The sequence below is a fragment of the Amycolatopsis nigrescens CSC17Ta-90 genome (assembly GCF_000384315.1).
GTDB classification, from domain to species: Bacteria; Actinomycetota; Actinomycetes; order Mycobacteriales; family Pseudonocardiaceae; genus Amycolatopsis; species Amycolatopsis nigrescens.
Window position 1 is genome coordinate 2437699 of sequence record NZ_ARVW01000001.1, and the last position, 14833, is coordinate 2452531.

Here is a 14833-nt window from a genome sequence, read left to right on the forward strand (position 1 = left end):
CTGGCGATCGACTCAGTGTTCGGACGGGCTGCCGCTGATGATGGCCTGGAGGCAGCATGATCACCAAACGACAACCGTCCCAACGACCGTCAATTCACTTCTTCAGTCGGGCGCGAACAGTGGCCTGCCAGACACGCAATCAAGATCGAATAATGGCAGACCGATGATAGGTTGGAGACAACCGAGCACTTGCTGTGCATGGGAGAGTCACTATCGAGCGTCAGCTAGCCTACGTACCATGCCGCGTAGCGTTCGCAGTAAACCAAAAGTCCAATTACCCGACCCGCTACCTTGGAACGAACGAGACCCAGTCCTCGGATACCTCAGGGGCGACCGGTCGTACATGCTTGACAACCTCGCACGCCTTCTTGAGTTAGTCAGCAACGGGACCCGCAAAGACGAAGTAATTTCTTGGCCAGATCCAGGCAGCGAGGTCGCCCTGTGGAACGCCATCGGCCCGATCGCCAATTCTGGGTTAATCTTACGAGAAGGACCCGAGGTACACCTGTCAATCCATGGAAAAGCCTGGCTTAACAACAGAGATCCCGAGCAACTGATCGCAATCTTCCATGCGCATGTGCGATTCATTGGCGAACTCCTTCATGAACTAACAAAAGAATCGATGTCTAGCCCCGCCCTGCTTAAAATCGCATGCGAAAAGTATAGTTTTGGCTGGATAACCAGCGGCCCAATCTACAACAGGACCAAATGGCTGGAAGCTGCAGGCCTTGTGAAATCCTACAGTCACAAGGTTCACCTCAGTGACAAAGGAAGACAATTCCTCGCCCGCCTCACAGTGCACGAGCCTGAGGCCAACGTCGCGTCTCCCGCGGACCTGCAGCCCGCCCCCCGGGCGGTTGAAGACCTTATAAGTAAGATCGAAACAAATCCAGAAATTCGATCGCGAGCAGCAAGTCTCTACATCCCCAGAGTTAAGACAAGAAACGGGCAAATTGAAGCTCTTCGAACCATAATAGAAACGTGCGCCTCTCCAACTTTCGACGAGGCCCTTGTGGCAAAATCGGCAACTATCTTTAACGCTAGCGCAATGAGTGCCGAAACGGTAATCCGGTCACTAATATTAATTGGCTTGCTCGAAAGAGTATCGTCGACAGAAATAGCTGCAACTCCGGCGGGATTATCTTGGACGGCGAGTGCATACCCAATTGACCTTGCGCGCATAGCGCATGCCAATATTTGGTACTTCGGTGAAATAATAAAAGAACTTGAGATTTCCAGAAGATTAACATTTGCGGAGGTCCTTGAGAGGTGCGTCAAGTACTCGATGGAGGGCCGCTACGAGCCCCTTAAACGTGGCGGACTCACCGCCCGGATGGCACTCTTGGAAGCTCTCGGACTGATTGTTAACGTGTCGAACCATTTTTACATGACAACACAACCAGGAATCGCATTCTATCATTCGGTTCCATGTATTGAATCGGTGGACCGAGCCTCAGATACCCCCTCTCCAGGCAAGGCGAAGAATTCCGTCGAAATCGACTTCTGCCAAGAAGGCGAACGTCACGAGAAGTCGGCATATCAGATTGCTGATAACCTGACTCGCGCCGCTCGAATGAGCGAGATGTCTGCAGAACTGGAAGCCGCCGCTATTGAAGCCCTGGTCTTCCTAGGATTTCCGGCAACCCATATTGGTGGACACGGAGAACCCGACGGCACTGTCCTTACCCGACCCGGCAAGTTAGGTCTCGTGCTAACAGTGGAGACAAAAAGCGCCGCCAGTGGAACAGTTCCGGAAGAACAGGCAAAGCCCGCAACACTTGCAGACCATCGCGCACAGTACGACGCTGAAGCGACTCTCTACATTGGCCCTGGATTCGAACGCAGATTGCTAGACATCCTAGACAACGATGAGCGAGTGGCAGTAGTTTCCACCAACACCCTAGCGGAAGCGGTCAGGCGGCAAGAGAACACTCCACTGACCCCCGAAGAACTCGACCCTCTTCTTGATCCTTCCATTCAGGCAACAGGCCGAAGAGAGCATCTTCTGGCGAAGTGGAAAGAAAAGGAGGACTGGGCACTCTCTATGCGAGGCATAGTCGAGATTCTTTCACGGGAAGCCGAGTCACCAATGTCTGATGAAGAGCTGGACTCATTCGGGGTAGGCTGGTTAGATACCACGGCTATCCGCAGATCACTGCGCGACCTTCTAAGCCGCGAGATCCCAAAGGAAACCATCAAGGAAGTTCTCTCCTTTCTAACTTCACCGCAGATAGCGATCGCAGAGGAGATTCACGAGCGGTATCGACTAAGGATTTCTTTAGAGGCGATCCCGCGCCACTTCCTACACCTAGGGGGACGCTGGCGGGTTGGTGATCAATTATTTTCCCCATTAATCAAGCGCTGATCGGGCCTGCCACAAGAGCTGCAGTGGCACCAGACATGTCGACGGCCGTCTACAACTGTCCTTGTGGTGCCCCTTGTCCATGGCAGTCATCGATGGATGCCTATCTGCCCGGTCCCGAGTTCACGATCCGGACGTACACGCACCTGGTGCCGTCCAGTCACGAGCGGGCTCGGCTGGCGATCGACTCGGTGTTCGGACGGCCTGCGGCGGATGACGGCCTGATCATGAGCAGCCAGAGCCGCCCGAACTACCGGGTCAAGATCAAATCAGCCCTTGAGCAGGGCGCGGGCCATCACCATGCGCTGGATCTGGTTGGTGCCTTCGTAGATCTGCGTGATCTTCGCGTCGCGCATCATGCGTTCGACGGGGAAGTCGCGGGTGTAGCCGGCACCGCCGAAGAGCTGGACGGCGTCGGTGGTGACGGACATGGCGATATCCGACGCGTAGGACTTGGCGGCGGAGGCCATGAAGCCGGCGCGTTTGTCACCACGTTCGGTGGCGGCGGCGGAGGCGTAGACCAGGTGCCGGGCGGCCTCGATCTGGGTGCCCATGTCGGCGAGCATGAACTGCACGCCCTGGAACTCGGCGATCGCCTTGCCGAACTGCTTGCGCTCCTTGACATACGCGAGCGCGGCATCGAGCGCGCCCTGTGCGATGCCGAGGGCCTGTGCGCCGATGGTGGGGCGGGTGTGGTCGAGGGTGCGCAGCGCGGTCTTCAGGCCGGTGCCGGGCTCGCCGATGATCCGGTCCGCCGGGATGACGCAGTTCTCGAAGTAGATCTCGCGAGTCGGCGAGCCCTTGATGCCGAGTTTCTTCTCCTTCGGCCCGACCGAAAAGCCCGGGTCGTCCTTGTGCACCGCGAACGCCGAGATGCCGTTGGCCTTCTTCTCCGCGTCCGGGTCGGTCACCGCCATCACGGTGTACCAGGTGGACTCGCCCGCGTTGGTGATCCAGCACTTGGTGCCGTTGAGCACCCAGGTGTCGCCGTCCGCCCGCGCACGGCAGCGCATGGACGCGGTGTCCGAACCGGCCTCGCGCTCGGACAGCGCGTAGGACGCGGACGCCTCACCGGACGCGATCGACGGCAGCACCAGCTTCTTCACCTGCTCCGAACCGGACAGAATGATCGGCTGGGTGCCCAGCTTGTTCACCGCGGGAATCAGCGAGGCCGACGCGTCCACCCGCGCCACCTCCTCGATCACGATGCAGGCGGCGATCGCGTCGGCGCCCTGACCCTCGTAGTCGTCGGGGATGTGCACCGCGTTGAAACCGGCCTTGACCAGCGCATCGCGCGCCTCGACCGGGTAGCGCTCCTGCTCGTCGACCTCGGCCGCGTGCGGGGCGATCTCCTTCTCCGCCAGGGCGCGCACGGCAGCTCGCAGCTCCTCGTGCTCCTCGGCCAGCTGGTACAGCCCGGGGCCGTCAGACACGTGGGTCACCTCTCGTCGGCGATCAGGATCTCTCTTGATGTTAGCGGCCGTTCACTCGATTCGTCCTTGTGGCCTTGGCCGCACTGTTCGTACGGTGCGGTGATGGCGCTCACCAGTGGATTCTCGGCGACATTCCCGAAGACCCCGAAGACACTGACCTATCCGGACGTTCCGGTCGGCTCGATCGCGGCCGGTGCCGCGGCCAGGTACGGCGATCGCACCGCCTTCGCCCACGGTGACCGCAGACTCAGCTTCGCCGAGCTTTACGCGGCGGCCTGCCGGTTCGCCAACGCGCTCGGCGCACGCGGCATCGGCCCCGGCGACACGGTCGCGGTGCACCTGCCGAACGGCCTCGGCTACCCGGTCGCCTACTACGGCATCTCGCTGGCCGGGGCCACCTTCAGCCCGGCGAACCCGCTGCTGCCGCCACCCGCGCTGGCCGCCCAGCTGAACGACTGCGGCGCGGTCGCCGCGATCACGCACAACCCCGCGGCGCTGCCCGGCGGGCTCCGGCTCACCGTGGTCGACGGCCCCGGCACCCCGGCACCAAGGCAGGTCAAGTTCGAACGGTTCCACGCCGACCTGCCCGGCGAACGGCCCGAAATCGACCTCGACGCGCACGAGAGCCTCGCGCACGTGGCCTACACCGGCGGCACCACCGGACGCTCCAAGGGGGTCCGGCTGACGCACCGGAACGTGGTCACCAACGCCGTCCAGTACGCCTGCTGGGCCTCCGGCTCGATGCCCGCGCTGGACACCGACGGCAATCCGGTGCTGAACCAGGTCGGCGACGAGCAGGAATGGCCGATCCGGCTCGGCACCGGGGTCGCCATCAACCTGACCCCCTTCTTCCACGCGATGGGCACGGTCGGCGCGCTGATCGTGCCGCTGCTCACCGGGGCGACGACGGTGCTGCACGACCGGCTGCAGCCGCCCGCCTACCTCGCCGACGCCGAACGGCTCCGGGTCACCACCATGGCCGGGGCACCGGCGCTGTTCGCCGCCCTGCTCGCCGACCCGGACATCCGGGCCAGGGACCTGTCCTCGGTGCGCGTGGTGACCTCCGGCGCCGCGCCGATGGCGCACGAGATGATCAACGCGCTCCGCCTGCTGCTGCCGGCAGCGGTGATCAGCGAGGGCTACGGCCTGACCGAGGTGACCATGGGCGCCGTCTCGTCGCCGGTGTTCCGGTCCGGTGTGCGCAAGGTCGGTGCGGTCGGGCTGCCGATCTTCGACACCGAGGTCCGGATCATGCCGCCGGACGGCGGCGGCGGCGAGCCGCTCCCGGCCGGCCAGCCGGGCGAGGTCTGCCTGCGCGGCCCGCAGGTGATGCGGGGCTATCTGAACCGGCCGGAGGAGACCGCGGAAACGCTGGTGGACGGCTGGCTGCGCACCGGCGACATCGGCGTGCTGGACGAGGACGGCTATTTGTCCATTGTGGATCGCAAGAAGGATCTGCTGCTGTACAAGGGTTACAACGTCTACCCGCGCGAGCTGGAGGAGATGCTGACCGACCAGCCGGGAGTGGCCGCCGCGGCGGTGGTCGGCAGGCCGAGCCAGGAGGTCGGCGAGCTGCCGGTCGCGTTCGTGGTGCGGGCGCCGGACGCGGACGATCTGACCGAAGCGGAGTTGATGGCCGTGGTGAACGAGAACGTGGTGCCCTACAAGCGGCTGCGCGAGCTGAGGTTCGTCGAGCGGCTGCCGGTCTCGGCGGCGGGCAAGATCCTCAAACGCGAGCTGCGCGAGCAGCTGGACTGAGCATTACGTCAGGCGGGCGCGGAGGGCGGCGTCCTTGTCCAGCACGAGCTGTTCGAGGTCGGCCTGGAAGCGCGCCATCCGCCGCCGCAGCTCCTCGTCACCGGCGGCCAGCACGCGCACCGCCAGCAGGCCGGCGTTGCGGGCGCCACCGACGGAGACGGTGGCCACCGGCACCCCGGCGGGCATCTGCACGATGGACAGCAGCGAGTCCATCCCGTCCAGGTACTTCAGCGGCACCGGCACGCCGATCACCGGCAGCACGGTCGCCGAGGCCACCATGCCGGGCAGGTGCGCCGCGCCGCCGGCGCCGGCGATGATCACCTTGAGCCCGCGCTCGGCGGCCGAGGCCGCGTAGTCGAGCATGCGCCGCGGGGTGCGGTGCGCCGAGTACACGCCGACCTCGTAGGGCACGTCGAACTCGGCCAACGCCTGCCCGGCGGCCTCCAGCACCGGCCAGTCCGAGTCGCTGCCCATGATCACACCCACCTGGGGCGCGGCCTGCTCACTCACTCGCTTCTCCTCACGTCTCCGGGGGGCAAATAGCCGGCTTTTTGCCCTTTGGCGACGGGCAAGAAGTCGGCTATTTGCCGGTCAGTGGATTTCGTGGCCGTCTGGCCAGACGGCGTGGGAGAGCCAGTGCGCGGCCAGCCGGGCGCGAATGCGCAGCTCCGGCAGGTCGTCACCGAGCATGTTCACGTGGCCGAGCTTGCGGCCCGGCCGCTCCCCCTTGCCGTACAGGTGCACGCGCGCGTCCGGGAATCGCGCGAACAGGTGGTGCAGCCGCTCGTCCGGGCCCATCTCCGGGGTTGACGGCGCGCCGAGCACGTTCGCCATCACACAGGCCGGGGCCAGCGAGTCGGTGGCGCCGAGCGGGTAGTCCAGCACCGCCCGCAGGTGCTGCTCGAACTGCGAGGTGCGGGCGCCGTCCATGGTCCAGTGCCCGGAGTTGTGCGGGCGCATCGCCAGCTCGTTGACCAGCAGCCCCCGCTCGGTCTCGAACAGCTCCACCGCAAGCACCCCGACCACGCCCAGCTCCGCGGCCACCCGCAGGGCGAGGTCCTGCGCCTCGTGCACCTGCGCCGCGGTCAGCCCCGGCGCCGGGGCGAGCACCTCGGTGTTGATCCCGCCGCTCTGCACGGTCTCCACCACCGGCCACGCGGCGCCCTGGCCGAACGGCGAGCGGGCGACCAGCGCGGACAGCTCGCGGCGCATTTCGACCTTGGTCTCCACCAGCAGCGGCGTGCCGGCGGCGAGCAGCTCCGGCACCGTGGCGCGGGCTTCCGCGTCGGAGTCCAGCATCCACACGCCACGGCCGTCGTAACCGCCGCGCGCCGCCTTGAGCACCACCGGCCAGCCGTGCTCGGCGCCGAACTTCAGCACATCGTCCACTTCGGACACAGCCACGTAGGCAGGTCCGGGGAAACCCATGCCGGACAACGTCTTCCGCATCGCCAGCTTGTCCTGCGCGTACAGCAGCGCTTCCGGGCCGGGACGCACCGTGACGCCCTCGTAGGCCAACGTCAGCAGGTGCTCACCCGGCACGTGCTCGTGGTCGAAGGTGAGCACGTCGACCCCGGCCGCGAACGAGCGCAGCGCGTCCAGGTCGGTGTGGTGCCCGTACTCCACCTGCCCGGCGACCAGGCCGGCCGAGTCGTTTTCGTCCGCGGCGAGCACCCGCAGCGACTGGCCGAGCGAGATGGCGGCCTGGTGGGTCATCCTGGCGAGCTGGCCGCCGCCCACCATGCCGACGAGGGGAAGTCCGGTACGAGAATCCATAGCGCGTTCAGACTAGCTTGGCGCGTTTTCGCAGCTCCAGGGCGGCCACGGCGAGCAGGCCGAACGCGGCGGCGAGCACGTAGCCGTTGCCGAGCACGCCGAACCCGAGCCCCCAGCCGAACTCGGTCTCCCCGCCGTTGGGCACGAACATGATGAACGCGCTGCCGAAGAACGCGGTGACCGCGAGCGCGGCCCAGTAGCGGCCCTTCGCGGCAAGCAGCACGATCAGCGGCACCGCCCACACCCAGTGATGCGTCCAGGAGACCGGGGAGATCAGCAGCGCGAGGAACCCGGACACCAGCACCGCCGCCAGCGCCTCGCCCCGCGCGTGCAGCCGCCGCACCAGCCAGATCGACGGCACCGCCAGCACCGCGCCGATCGCCAGCGCCACCGGCAACGACCACGGCGCCAGTTCGGTGGCGCGGTTGAGCAGGCCGTTCAACGACTGGTTGAAGATCCAGTGCACCGAGCCGACCCGGTCCGGATCGGTGGCGGCCTCGGTCCAGTAGCGGATCGCGTCGCGCGGCATCACCGCGAACATCACGCCCTGCAGCACGGCGAAGGTGCCCAGCGCGCGGGCCGCGTCCGCCCGGCGGCCGATCAGGAACAGGTGCACCACGAAGATCAACGGCGTCAGCTTCACCGCCGCCGCCACCCCCACCAGCACCCCTCCCCAGCGGGAACCGCGAGCCCCGACCACCAGCAGGTCCAGCAGCAGCGCGGCGAGCAGCAGCAGGTTGACCTGGCCGAGGAAGATCGTCTTCCAGACCGGCTCCAGGCCCAGCGCGAGCACGGTCAGCCCGGCCACCACCGGCCAGCGCCGCCACGAGGCCGGTGCGGGTCGCAGGCCGAGCCGGACCACCACGGCCAGCGACAGCACCGAGCCCGCCGCGAGCACACCCCAGGTCAGCCCGGACGGCAACGCGGTCAGCGGCACGAACAGCAGCGCGGCGGCCGGCGGGTAGGTGAACGGCAGCGCCACCCAGGACGGCAGCGTGCTCAGCCGCTCCGGGTCGTACAGCGGATCGCCGTGCAGGAAGGTCAGCGCCCCGGCCCGGTACACCGCGCTGTCCGCGCCGAGCTGCCAGCCGACCAGCCAGACGAACACCCCGAACAGCAGCGCGCCGCCGACCAGCAGAACGACCGGCAACAGGCCGGCGTTAACCCGTGGTCGCGTCAACATGCTCGGCCGGTGGATTGGCTCGGGCGGCCCGGCGGCGAAGCAGCCAGCGGGTCACCAGCACCGCGGCGAGCACCAGTGGCATCAGGATGTAGGAACTGCCCAGCACGAACTCCCAGACCGCCCAGTGCAGCTCGATGCTCCGACCGTTGGGCAGCGCGAGCAGCACGCAGCTGACGAACACCGCGATCACCGCCGTCGCGCCGAGCCAGCGTTTCCACGCGGTGGCCGGGGTGGTCTTGGGCAGCCGCGAGACCAGCAGCACGATCAGCGGCACCGCCCACACCCAGTGGTGCGACCAGGAAACCGGCGAGACCAGCAGGATCCAGAACGCGGTCACCAGCAGCGCGGCCAGCGCCTGCCCCCGGCGGTGGAACTTCAGCATCAGCCAGAGCGCCGGGATGGCGAGCACCGCGCCGAGCCCGTACGCCGCGGTGCCTGCCCACGGCGCCAGGTCGGTGAGCCGGTTCATCAGCCCGTTCAGCGACTGGTTCCCGGCCCAGTGCAGCGGCCCGATCCGGCCGGTGTCCGGCAGCGTGAAGGTCCAGTAGCGGAACGCGTCGTGCGGGATGATCAGGAACATCAGTCCCTGCAACCCGGCGAAGGTGCCCAGCGCGCGGAACGCCTCCTTCCGCCTGCCGGTGACGAACAGGTGGCCGATGAACACCAGCGGCGTCAGCTTCACCGCCGCCGCCACGCCCACCAGCACCCCTCCCCAGCGGGAACCGCGCGCGCTGATCACCAGCACGTCCAGCACCACCAGCGCCATCAGGATCAGGTTGATCTGGCCGAGGAAGATGGTCCGCCACACCGGTTCCAGGCCCAGCAGGACCAGCGAGAACACCAGCGTCGAGCGGGCGGGCGACGCCCACCAGCGCGGGCCGTCCTCGGTCGGCGCCGGCAGCGAGCCGATCGCGATCCGGATCACCAGCGCCATCGCCAGCACGGACACCGCGGTCAGCACGCCCCAGGCGACCTGGATCGGCATCAGCGCCAGCGGCGTGAACATCAGCGCGGCGGTCGGCGGGTAGGTGAACGGCAGCAACGCCCACCACGGCTCGGTGCCCAGGGTGTTGCTGTCGTAGAGCGGGTCGCCCTGCAGCAGGGTCAGCGCGCCGGCCCGGTACACCGCGCTGTCCACCCCGAGCCGCCAGTCGACCAGCCAACCGATGACGCCGAACACCACGGCGAGCAACGGCACCAGCGACAGCAGCAGCACCGATCGCGGCCGGACGGACAGCCTGACCAGCGAAGTGCGCAGCGCCAGGCGTGGTGTCACGTCGCGCGTACGGGACTCGCCGTCGGCGGCTGGCTCGGCGGCGGGCGCGGGCTGAATCACCCCATCAGGAAATCACGAACCCGCCGCACCCGGCCGCACAGCCCCCACCGGCGCGCGATCACGCCCGCCCGAGGCGTCCCAGCAGCTCACACGCGGCATCGTGGTCGTCCGGCAGCCGGATCACCCTGATCCGCGGCTGGCCGACCTCGTGCAGCTGGGCGTCCACCGAAAGCCGGTCGTTCAGCTCGCGCCGCAGCAGCACCGCGTTGGCCGCGATCCCGCCGTCCCTCGGCACCAGCGCGGCCACCGCGGAAGGCCCGATCGACGCCACGCTCTCGCCACTGTCGAACACCGCACGCAGCGCGTCCGCGGCCAGGATCATGCTGGTCAGCCGTGGCCAGCCACCGACCTTGGACAGGTCCATCGAGACCACCAGCAGGGTGTGCTCGTCCGACGGCCGTCCTCCGTGCCGCCGCGCGCGGCGGTACAGCTCGCCGAGCCTAGTGCGCAGGTACGCGACGGTCGGCAGGCCGGTCAGCGGATCGGTGACCTCGATGGTGGACAGCTGGTCCATCGCCACGTCGGCCCAGGCCACCGCGGTCACCCGGAGCAGCCGGGACGGCGTGGCGTCCACGTCCGGCGCGACGAAACCGTCCACCGCTTCCGGGTCGGCCAGCACCGCGTGCAGTGCCGCGAGGTCGGTCAGCGTCTCGGCGAGCCCGGCACCGGCCGCGGCCCGCGCCCTCGCCAGGCCGGCCAGCGCGGTCTCCGGTCCGCCGTCGGAAAGCACCGCGACGCAGACCAGATCCACCTCGGGCAGCGCCCAGTCACTGGGGAACCGCCATCCCGAGGCCAGGCTGGCGGCTCGCCAGCGCGCCCGCAAGGCGCGCAGCCGGCCGTCCCGATCGACCCATGACGAGCTACCCCTGGACGGCGCACCGGTGGCCGGCACATCCACTCCGCAACCGTCCTTTCCGTTCGGTCGGCGTTTGATCACTTTCGAGGTAGGGACGCCATACCTCCGTCCGCGTGACGTGAGGTTGGGAAGGAGGTTTTCCCAGGAGGCGGGTGAACCCATTGCGCTCTCCGGGTAAACGGGAGGCCCACAAGGTGACGTTGCTCGCTGTGTCCGTCACACTGTTCCTCGCGCTACGTCAGGGTAGGTGTCGGGGAAGGGAGACCCCCGCCGCTTTCCCAGTAAACCGAGGAGACCCGTGTCCACCGTTCCCGCCGATCTCAGTGGCAAGAGTGACGCCGAGCTGATCAGCTCGGTGCGCGCCGGAACGATCGCCGCCTACGGCACGCTTTACGAACGTCACGTCAACTCGGCTTACAACCTGGCCAGGCAGCTGGCGAAGTCACAAGCCGAAGCGGACGACCTCGTTTCCGAGGCTTTCGCCAAAGTATTAGACACTCTGCGTGGTGGTAAGGGCCCAGATTCAGCCTTTCGGGCGTATTTGCTGACGGCCTTGCGCCACACCGCGTATGACAAGACGCGTAAAGACCGCAAGATCGATTTGAACGAAGACATGGCCATGGTCGGCGGAACCGCCGGCGAAGCGCTCACCGTACCGTTCTCCGACACCGCGGTCGCCGGTCTCGAGCGCACCATGGCCGCGAAGGCGTTCGCCCGGCTGCCCGAGCGGTGGCAGGCGGTGCTCTGGCACACCGAGATCGAGCGGCAGACCCCGGCCGAGGTCGCTCCGCTGCTCGGGTTGACCGCGAACGGTGTCTCCGCGTTGGCTTATCGGGCGCGTGAGGGTCTCCGGCAGGCTTATCTTCAGGTGCATCTCGCGGAGACCTCCGCCGAACGCTGCCGTGCCGCCGCCGAGCGGCTGGGCGCGTGGACGAGGGACGGGCTGTCCAAACGGGAACGCGCGCAGGTGGAGACCCACCTCGACGAATGCGACCGCTGCCGGGCACTGGCCGCCGAACTGGCCGACGTCAACGGCGCACTCCGGGCGATCATCGGCCCGATGGTGCTCGGCGGCGCGGTACTCGGCTACCTGGCCACCGCCGGTGCCGCCAAGGCCGGCGCGGTCACCGTCGCGGCCGCTGGTGCCGCAGCGGGCACCTCGGGTGGGGCCGCCGCCGGTGCGGCCGCCGCCGGGCCGCGCCAGTTCCTCACCGTCGGCGTCTCCGGGGTCGCGATGGCCGCCGCGATCGCGGTCGGCCTCGCCGCCGGTGGCGGTGACCAGGAGATCCCGGCCGCGGCCGTCCAGCCGCCCCCTCCCGCAGCGGCACCACCCGCACAACCGCCACCACCGGCCCCACCGGCCCCGGTCGTCCCACCCGCGCCTCCGCCACCGCCACCGCCGGCGGTGAACCCGCCGCCCCCGCAGGTCCCCCCGCCGGCCGAAACGCCGACCCCGGCGCCACCGGCACCACCGGCACCACCGACCACCACACCGCCGAGCCCGGCGCCGCCGAAGATGACCGCGGTGGCGCCACCGGAGGGCATCGAGCTGCAGCCCGGCGGCAGCCCGGTCGACCTGCCGATCACCGTCCGCAACGAGGGCGGCAGCAAGTCGGAGCCGGTGGTGGTCACCCTCGACCTGCCGAACGGCGTGCACGCGGTGAACGCCGGTGGCGGCGGCGGTGCGCCGCAGGGCTTCGCGGCCCAGGCAGCCAACGAGCCGATCCGGGTGAACTGCCCGGCCGGCGACGGCACCGTGAGCTGTGCGACCGACACCGGCCTGGAACCCGGCCAGACCGCCGTGCTGACCTACCGGCTACGGGCCGACAACACGGCCGAGCCGGGCGTGGTCCGCGGCTCGGTCGCCTCGGGCAGCCTGGTCAAGGTCTCGATCTCGGTGAACGTCGCGGTCCGCGAAGCCCCGGACGAGCTGGGCCTGCACGTCAGCACGCTGTGGAGCACCGCGATCCCGTGGGACCGCAACGCCTGGGTCAGCGTGGACATGAGCAACCGCGGGCCGAACACCAAACCGGTCGAGCTCACCCTGAACCGGCAGGCCGAGCTGATCCTCGGCGGCTGGCGGGCCAGCTGCGACCTCGGCGCCGGCAGCACCACCTGCGTCAGCAACGAGGCGCTGGAACCCGGCGAGCACCTGCGGCTGTGGCTGAAGCTGAAGCAGCGCCCGGAGCGCAATGCCGGGGTCACCGCGACCGCCACCCTCGGCTCGGCGACCGAGTCGCGCACGGTGTACTTCGACTGCTGGTGGGCCTGCGACGACGACCCGGAGCCGACCGTCACGCGGACCCCTGGACCGGGCAAGCCCACGCTCACCCCGCCGGCCACCTCGACGAAGCCGACCACGCCGACCGTGCCGAAGACGCCGTCCAGCACCCCGGGCAAGCCGCCCCGGCCGACCCACGACGGCGAACCGGGCCAGGTACCGCCCGCCGACCGGACCACCACCCCGCCGGTGACCACGACGACCACTTCACGGGGCTGGCTGCTGCCCTGGCTCTGACCCGGCTCGGGTAGCGTCCGCCGGTATGCCGGTCACGGACAAGATGCTCAGGCTGCTGCCGAGGCGGCTGAAGGCGCTCCTGATCACCCACCACGAACTGCTCCGGTTCGCGGTGGTCGGCGGCCTTGCCTTCGTGGTCACCAACGTGGTCGGCTACGCGCTCAAGCTCACCGTGCTCTCCCGCCAGCCGCTGACCGCGCTGGGCATCGCGGTGCTGGTGGCGACCATCTTCTCCTACGTGCTTTCCCGGGAGTGGTCGTTCCGCACCAGGGGCGGCCGCCAGCGCCGGCACGAAGCGGCGCTGTTCTTCCTGATCAGCGCGATCGCGGTGGGCCTGAACCTGGTGCCGCTGGCGATTTCGCGCTACGTGCTGCAACTGCACGTGCCGGAGGTCGGCCTGCTCACCCAGGAGATCGCGGACTATGTGAGCAGTTTCATCCTGGGTACTTTGCTGGGCACCGTGTTCCGCTGGTGGGGGTTCCGCAAGTGGGTCTTCCCGCAAGCCGATGTTCGCACGCCACGCGGCCGGCGTCGGGCGGGGACCGACGCACTGCCCGAGGATCGCGCCGCCTGACACTTTCCGGACTACTTCAGCGAAAACAGGACAAAGAGCTCGTTTTGTTAAGGCTGATTGCTCTGTTCGTCTACTGAATCAAGAGGTTGAAGGCGGCCTCGCCCCGGCACCCGGAACGGCTACGTAGAATCGACCGCGTGACGATTGTCGAATCCATGTTGTCGCATGCGCCGGAACGGCTGCGCTCGGTGCTGCTCAAGCACCGTGAGCTGCTGAAGTTCGCGATTGTCGGCGGCACCACTTTCGTGGTCGACAATGGCGTCTGGTACCTGCTGAAGCTGACCGTGCTGTCGGAGAAACCGACCACGGCGAAGGCCATCGCGATCGTGGTGGCCAGCGTGGTCTCCTACATCCTCAACCGCGAGTGGTCGTTCAACACCCGCGGCGGCCGCGAGCGCCACCACGAGGCCGCGCTGTTCTTCCTGGTCAGCGGGGCGGCGGTGGTGGTCAACCTGATCCCGTTGTACGCGTCGCGATACATGCTGCACCTGGAGGTGCCGCATGTGTCCAGGCTGGTGCAGGAGGTCGCCGACTTCACCAGCGGGTCGATCATCGGCGTGCTGGCCGCGATGGTGTTCCGGTTCTGGGGCATGAAGAAGTGGGTCTTCCCGGACGAGCTGGGGCAGCGCCGCCGCACCATCGATCCGGACGAGGACGGCGAGGCGGAGATCCAGCCGCTGAAGCGCGGCTAAAGTACTTGCACTTTGACATATTGATGTCTATGGTCAACTAGACGTCGCGAATCCGCGACGTCCTCTCAAGCGCGAGACGCGAGACGCCGGCCGGGGTTCGAACCGGTCGAGTGGGACGAATGAAGAGGTGATCACCGGACGGAGAGAGCCGCATCCGCAGTGCCGTCGCACGGCCGCGGACGCAGGCTGAAACTTCCCGTCTTGGCGGGAGCGCGCCGTTCGGCGTGCTCCCCGGTTTCCCTTGCCGGTCGCCATCGGTGACCAGGCATTCCCACTCCAGAACCTGGATTCGTCTTGCCCATTCCTGTCGCGGAGCCGCGCTCCGCTCCGAAAACACGTGTCAAA

The 14833-nt window shown here is 67.7% G+C and carries 11 protein-coding genes; 5 read left to right on the forward strand and 6 right to left on the reverse strand.

What is annotated here, in order from left to right; all coding sequences use genetic code 11:
- Positions 1 to 343 precede the first annotated feature (343 nt).
- Positions 344 to 2365 carry a hypothetical protein gene (locus AMYNI_RS48995; protein ID WP_157357324.1) on the forward strand — a complete coding sequence of 674 codons (2022 nt, stop codon included), beginning with the start codon at positions 344 to 346 and terminating at the stop codon, positions 2363 to 2365.
- A gap of 266 nt (positions 2366 to 2631) precedes the next feature.
- On the opposite strand, the gene AMYNI_RS0111260 is transcribed toward AMYNI_RS48995, so the two are convergent.
- Complete coding sequence (locus AMYNI_RS0111260; protein WP_020668112.1) at positions 2632 to 3804, reverse strand: acyl-CoA dehydrogenase family protein; 1173 nt, start codon at positions 3802 to 3804, stop codon at positions 2632 to 2634.
- 93 nt (positions 3805 to 3897) lie between these two features.
- Here AMYNI_RS0111260 and AMYNI_RS0111265 point away from each other — a divergent pair, with 93 nt between their 5' ends.
- Complete coding sequence (locus AMYNI_RS0111265; protein ID WP_020668113.1) at positions 3898 to 5553, forward strand: class I adenylate-forming enzyme family protein; 1656 nt, start codon at positions 3898 to 3900, stop codon at positions 5551 to 5553.
- A 3-nt stretch (positions 5554 to 5556) separates the two neighbouring features.
- Here the strand turns inward: AMYNI_RS0111265 and purE are convergent, their stop codons facing one another.
- The 5 genes from purE to AMYNI_RS0111290 form a co-directional block, all read right to left on the reverse strand.
- Complete coding sequence (gene purE / locus AMYNI_RS0111270; RefSeq protein WP_020668114.1) at positions 5557 to 6063, reverse strand: 5-(carboxyamino)imidazole ribonucleotide mutase; 507 nt, start codon at positions 6061 to 6063, stop codon at positions 5557 to 5559.
- A gap of 81 nt (positions 6064 to 6144) precedes the next feature.
- Complete coding sequence (locus tag AMYNI_RS0111275; protein ID WP_026360308.1) at positions 6145 to 7329, reverse strand: 5-(carboxyamino)imidazole ribonucleotide synthase; 1185 nt, start codon at positions 7327 to 7329, stop codon at positions 6145 to 6147.
- 7 nt (positions 7330 to 7336) lie between these two features.
- The gene (locus AMYNI_RS0111280; protein ID WP_026360309.1) at positions 7337 to 8512 is read right to left on the reverse strand and encodes a glycosyltransferase 87 family protein; all 1176 of its coding nucleotides are present in this window, start codon (positions 8510 to 8512) and stop codon (positions 7337 to 7339) included.
- Positions 8490 to 9788 (reverse strand): glycosyltransferase 87 family protein, encoded by a 1299-nt coding sequence (locus AMYNI_RS44355; protein ID WP_020668117.1) that lies wholly within the window; start codon positions 9786 to 9788, stop codon positions 8490 to 8492. Before AMYNI_RS44355 ends, AMYNI_RS0111280 begins: the two co-directional genes overlap by 23 nt.
- 118 nt (positions 9789 to 9906) lie before the next feature.
- Positions 9907 to 10746: a nucleotidyl cyclase domain-containing protein gene (locus AMYNI_RS0111290; protein WP_020668118.1), complete on the reverse strand. Its 840-nt coding sequence runs from the start codon at positions 10744 to 10746 to the stop codon at positions 9907 to 9909.
- A gap of 256 nt (positions 10747 to 11002) precedes the next feature.
- On the opposite strand from AMYNI_RS0111290, the gene AMYNI_RS44360 reads away from it, so the two are divergent.
- From AMYNI_RS44360 to AMYNI_RS0111305, 3 genes are all read left to right on the forward strand, one after another.
- Positions 11003 to 13222: a sigma-70 family RNA polymerase sigma factor gene (locus AMYNI_RS44360; protein ID WP_020668119.1), complete on the forward strand. Its 2220-nt coding sequence runs from the start codon at positions 11003 to 11005 to the stop codon at positions 13220 to 13222.
- A gap of 25 nt (positions 13223 to 13247) precedes the next feature.
- A complete protein-coding gene (locus AMYNI_RS0111300) occupies positions 13248 to 13796 on the forward strand; it encodes a GtrA family protein (protein WP_020668120.1) in 549 nt (182 codons plus the stop codon).
- Positions 13797 to 13933: 137 nt separating this feature from the next.
- Positions 13934 to 14488, forward strand: a complete 555-nt coding sequence (locus AMYNI_RS0111305) for a GtrA family protein (RefSeq protein WP_026360310.1) — start codon at positions 13934 to 13936, stop codon at positions 14486 to 14488.
- The last annotated feature ends 345 nt before the right edge of the window (positions 14489 to 14833 follow it).

Bases quoted from the DNA above. Each gene is read 5' to 3' on its own strand.
- AMYNI_RS0111280 (WP_026360309.1), bottom strand. From the start codon at position 8,512: ATGTTGACGCGACCACGGGTTAACGCCGGCCTGTTGCCGGTCGTTCTG.
- AMYNI_RS0111265 (WP_020668113.1), top strand. From the start codon at position 3,898: ATGGCGCTCACCAGTGGATTCTCGGCGACATTCCCGAAGACCCCGAAG.
- AMYNI_RS0111275 (WP_026360308.1), bottom strand. From the start codon at position 7,329: ATGGATTCTCGTACCGGACTTCCCCTCGTCGGCATGGTGGGCGGCGGC.
- AMYNI_RS0111300 (WP_020668120.1), top strand. From the start codon at position 13,248: ATGCCGGTCACGGACAAGATGCTCAGGCTGCTGCCGAGGCGGCTGAAG.
- AMYNI_RS48995 (WP_157357324.1), top strand. From the start codon at position 344: ATGCTTGACAACCTCGCACGCCTTCTTGAGTTAGTCAGCAACGGGACC.